The organism is Acidiphilium sp. PM, assembly GCF_000219295.1.
GTDB classification, from domain to species: Bacteria; Pseudomonadota; Alphaproteobacteria; order Acetobacterales; family Acetobacteraceae; genus Acidiphilium; species Acidiphilium multivorum.
Window position 1 is genome coordinate 1 of sequence record NZ_AFPR01000020.1, and the last position, 4,085, is coordinate 4,085.

A 4,085-nucleotide genomic window follows, 5' to 3' on the forward strand; every position below is an offset into this window, starting at 1 on the left:
CATCATGCCATTCCGACTGTGTTTTCCGTACATGATTCGGCACGAAATCCGGGATTTTTCGGCAGGTCTCGGACCACCGACGGAAAACACGTGTTTTCCGTCATCGCGCGATTCCGGCCTCAGAACCGCGCTCTCCGCTCAAACCCGCAGAAAACCTCGATCCCAACCAGTCAACGTTCCCACTTTGTCCGCTTATGCTACAGCGCAGGGCGTTTCGTTACTTCGGGCCAAACACCCACAACCGCAGAACCTCGGGAGCGCGTTGGGCTTGGTCATCGGATAAACGGCGAGACAGGCGGTGATGACGACGCCTTGTGCATGAAAAAAATGGTTATCAAATTCTATAATCATATTTTACGGGATCAACGCTTTAGATAGTTGATGTACAATTATAAAAAGCAGCACAAACTTGATGACAGAAGGGGCGGAAAAATGGATTCCTTCGATAGGCCGGAGCGCACTGAACCGCCCCGACGGCTATTCGCCGCCCTGGAACGGGCCTCGGCGAGCTTCGCCCGGCTGGACCAAGCCCTGACAATGCACCCTTTGCGCAACGCGTTCATTTACCGGTTCCGGCTCGACGCGGTGCGCCGGCAGGCCGGGGCAGATGGGCAGCTAATCGAACCATGGCATCTCGCAGCGCTGCTGGAAGGTGTGCGGCTGCGGATGGACCCCTATCTCAGCATCGCCGAACGCGGCGCGATCTTCGAAGCCGCCCGCCATGCGTTGACACTGCATCAGTGGATCGCCCAGCCTGATTTCGATCAGGAAGGCGAGGTCCAGACCGCCCTGCAGGCGATCGAGCGCGTCGCTATGCGTTCATCGCCGCTGCTCGGCGCCGCCGAGGCGGCCTATGAGTGGCTGGCCAACGGAGGCCGGCGGGCACCGCTGCGCGGCGCCTTGATCCGCTACTGGCGGGCGCGTGGCGTGCTTCGCCAACCAGTGCCGCTGACTGGACCGCAGGCGCTGATGGGCGACATACCGTTCGACCGGAGCAGCTGGCAGCCGCTGCTGCTGCAAGCCTTGGCCGAGGAAGCCGAAGCAGGGCTTGATCTGCTGCGCGACTTGGACCGAGCGTGGCGCACGGCCCGTACCGCTCTAGGTAAACGACGCCGCAACAGCCGTGCCGTCCAGGCGATTGACCTGCTGGCAGCGGCGCCGATTATTTCCGCCCACACACTGGCGACGCGCCTGGACATGGCGGTGAGCAATGCATTGGCCCTGCTGGATGAGTTTCAGTCTGCCGGGCTGGTGGTCGAGCTGACCTATCGCAGCAAGCGCCGGTTGTTTGGCCTTGCCGGTATGGCACGAATGCGGGATTTCGTAGCACCACCGCGACGACCGGAGCCCGGGCGGGGCCGGGGGCGGCCGCGACTGATCGCCGAACCGCCCGATCCGGTGCCATCGATGGGACCACCCGACATCGCTCACCCGGCTGCCTTGCCGCGCCTCGAATTCGACTACAGCGATCTCGATGCGGCCATGGCGGCTGCCGATCAGGCGATCCGCGATACACGCCTCTCGCTCGACCGGATCTGAAACGCCGGCGGTTTTGATCAAGGCATTTTGTTTGACCTGATACACCGCCAGGGGCGGTTGATGTAGAAGACTGCCGGCAAGTGCAGTGCCTCGACCGCTACACAATGCTGCTGTTGCCGATCTCGTCGGAACCGTCGTTGCCGGACGAAATCGACACAAGGGACTCCGGAAGCTTCGAGCGCATCTGGCTGGCGCAACACATGTTGATTTCCACTGAGAAGTATTGGGGTGGAACGGCCCACAACCCGTCGCCAAACCCGCATGAGTTCCCCAAGCCGAACAGATTCTGACGAGTGTCCAGCTCATACTAGCTTCGGGGATAATCCGCCGGTCATAAATTCTCGATGAGCCAGGCAATTAATATCCAAATTATAAATGAAAGCAGAAGGATAAGCCGGGCTGCAGTTGACCAGGGTAACCGATCGCCACGGCGACCGCGGGAAGACCAGCTTTCAATGATTCCCGGTTTAGAAACAGTTTTTTGCCGAATTTCTGGCCGATTGGTGGTTTGGCTATCGTTCATTTCGTACCTAGGTGTTACAGAACCTATTATGGAACTTCACCAGAAGTTCCCCGATAAGTTACCGAATAGTGCCGCTGCAGCCGCCATCCATAACCATGTATTCTATTTGATGACTGGCTGATCCCCACGGCGAACATCCGGGAGGGGACTGTTGAGATGGCGTGGTATTATTTATTTTTATAATTACAATATATCGGTTATATAGTCTGCTATATTGATAATAATTTGTGAGACTAAAATTATTTATTTATTATTATATTGCGTGATATGACTTATTTTTTTATCTAATTTTGTAATAAATATTGCTCTATTTTTAGGTTATCATATAAAACTTGTTTTCCATAAATAGCAAGAAAATATTTGTATTACTTTAAGTCAATTCTTTGTAATTATTGTTTTTTTGTGTATATTATATGAGGATTTGATTCTGAGAGGGCTCTCTGATTGGGGTTTGGAGCGTCAAGCTGCATTCTCAAAAATGATCGGGCGGGCATCGGCGACCCGAGCGCCGGCATAACTTCCATCTGCGTAGCCGAGCGCCATGAGCGGCCAACTTGCACGCGAAGCACGGAGCAGCGGTCCAGCCCCGTCAAGATCTAGAATGGCGTCCGAATGAGCTTGCAATTTGAGCGCTCGGCCGTCGGCATCGACTATGGCGGAGCGTTTCCAGTCCTTGATTTCCTTTCCACCAGACACAAGGGCAATCCGACCATAACCTGCCCCTCAGCCGTGGTAACTTCGCGGAGACCAGTGTCTGGCAGTTCGCATTCTTGCCCAGGGCTGACGCGTATTGTGACGCCAACCCCACCGAGTGACGGCGCATTTTCGGCAGCGCCGTGTCATCGATCACCAGCACGGCGTCATCCCTGCCCACCAGCCTCTCGGCCTCAAGGCGCGCCATGTCCCACAGACCCGCCGCGATGAAATGATGCAGCCGATCAAATTCGCCGGCATCAAGTCACGCCGCCATCGGTTGCATGCTCTTGCGGTCTCCTGGACCGATCAGGCCCGCAATGTAGCGCGGGAACCTGCGTCGCCGCGTGCTGTTACCAAGCCGAGCAAGGAATAGCTCCAGACACCACTCCAGTCCCTCGCCGGACCCAAAATCATGGCTCCCTATGCTCGTCTTCTCCAATGCCGGAGTATTTCCAATGAGGGTTGCGTGATCTTGCGTATAATAAGAAATAGATTAGAACAGATTCGAAAGTAGAACGTCTGTTTAAATATTTTAAATGTCTGTACACAAAAAAAGGTAGGCGAAATTGACAATTCTTCTGAAGAAGGTTGTTTTAGGACTTGTGCCCTTGTCGGGTCTCGTTCTGGAAAGTTGTGCCTCACAACCAGGGGCACCAAAAATTCAGCGTTCCGTGAAACAGTTTAGTCCAAATTTTTCAGTGGTTCAAAGTGTGGTGTCCGCGCCGCTGGATAAATCAAATCCAGTCTCAATTAGATCTTCTAATGTATCTGCAGCAAGTGCGCTTGGTGATGCATACTACAATGGCTCCGGTGTGCCTCAGGATTATTCAACGGCAGCTATCTGGTACAGTCTGGCTGCATCACATGACGATTTAGTTTCAGAATATCATTTAGCAGTCATGTATTCTGCTGGTCTAGGAGTACAAAGAAATAATTCAAAGGCCTTTTATTGGTTCAACAAGGCTGCGCACAGTGGAAATGTTGCAGCTGAATTGGCTATAGCAGAGGCTTATGCCAATGGAGAAGGAGTCGGTCAGGATCAGAAAAAGGCAAGTTATTGGTATAAGAAAGCGGCAGATTCAGGAAATGTAACAGCGCAGACAAAAATTGCATTACGCTATGCTGATGGTATTGGCATTAAAAAAAATCAACACATTGCAAAACAGTATTTCCATGAGGCGGCTTCTAAGGGAGATCCTGTTGCTGAGCTGAATTTAGGAAATTTTTTCCAAAAAGGCGTTGCTGTACATGAGAATGCAGCGCAGGCCGTTTTTTGGTGGATGCAATCAGCCAAGCAGGGCAACTCTGAGGCTCAAAATGCTCTTGC

2 protein-coding genes and 2 pseudogenes are annotated in these 4,085 nt (G+C 53.3%); 2 read left to right on the top strand and 2 right to left on the bottom strand.

From position 1 onward, the window contains the following. Positions 1-432: 432 nt before the first annotated feature. Positions 433-1,539 carry a hypothetical protein gene (locus APM_RS00740; RefSeq protein WP_039887393.1) on the top strand — a complete coding sequence of 369 codons (1,107 nt, stop codon included), beginning with the start codon at positions 433-435 and terminating at the stop codon, positions 1,537-1,539. A 994-nt stretch (positions 1,540-2,533) separates the two neighbouring features. Here APM_RS00740 and APM_RS22165 read toward each other — a convergent pair. Both APM_RS22165 and APM_RS22490 read right to left on the bottom strand, forming a co-directional pair. Further along, a pseudogene (locus APM_RS22165) lies at positions 2,534-2,749 on the bottom strand (IS5/IS1182 family transposase); the annotation flags it as partial. A gap of 40 nt (positions 2,750-2,789) precedes the next feature. Next, a pseudogene (locus tag APM_RS22490) lies at positions 2,790-3,197 on the bottom strand (transposase); the annotation flags it as partial. Positions 3,198-3,324: 127 nt separating this feature from the next. Between APM_RS22490 and APM_RS21265 the strand changes: the two are divergent. Then, positions 3,325-4,085 (top strand): tetratricopeptide repeat protein (locus APM_RS21265; RefSeq protein ID WP_138919134.1); only part of this gene is annotated, 761 nt, incomplete at its 3' end.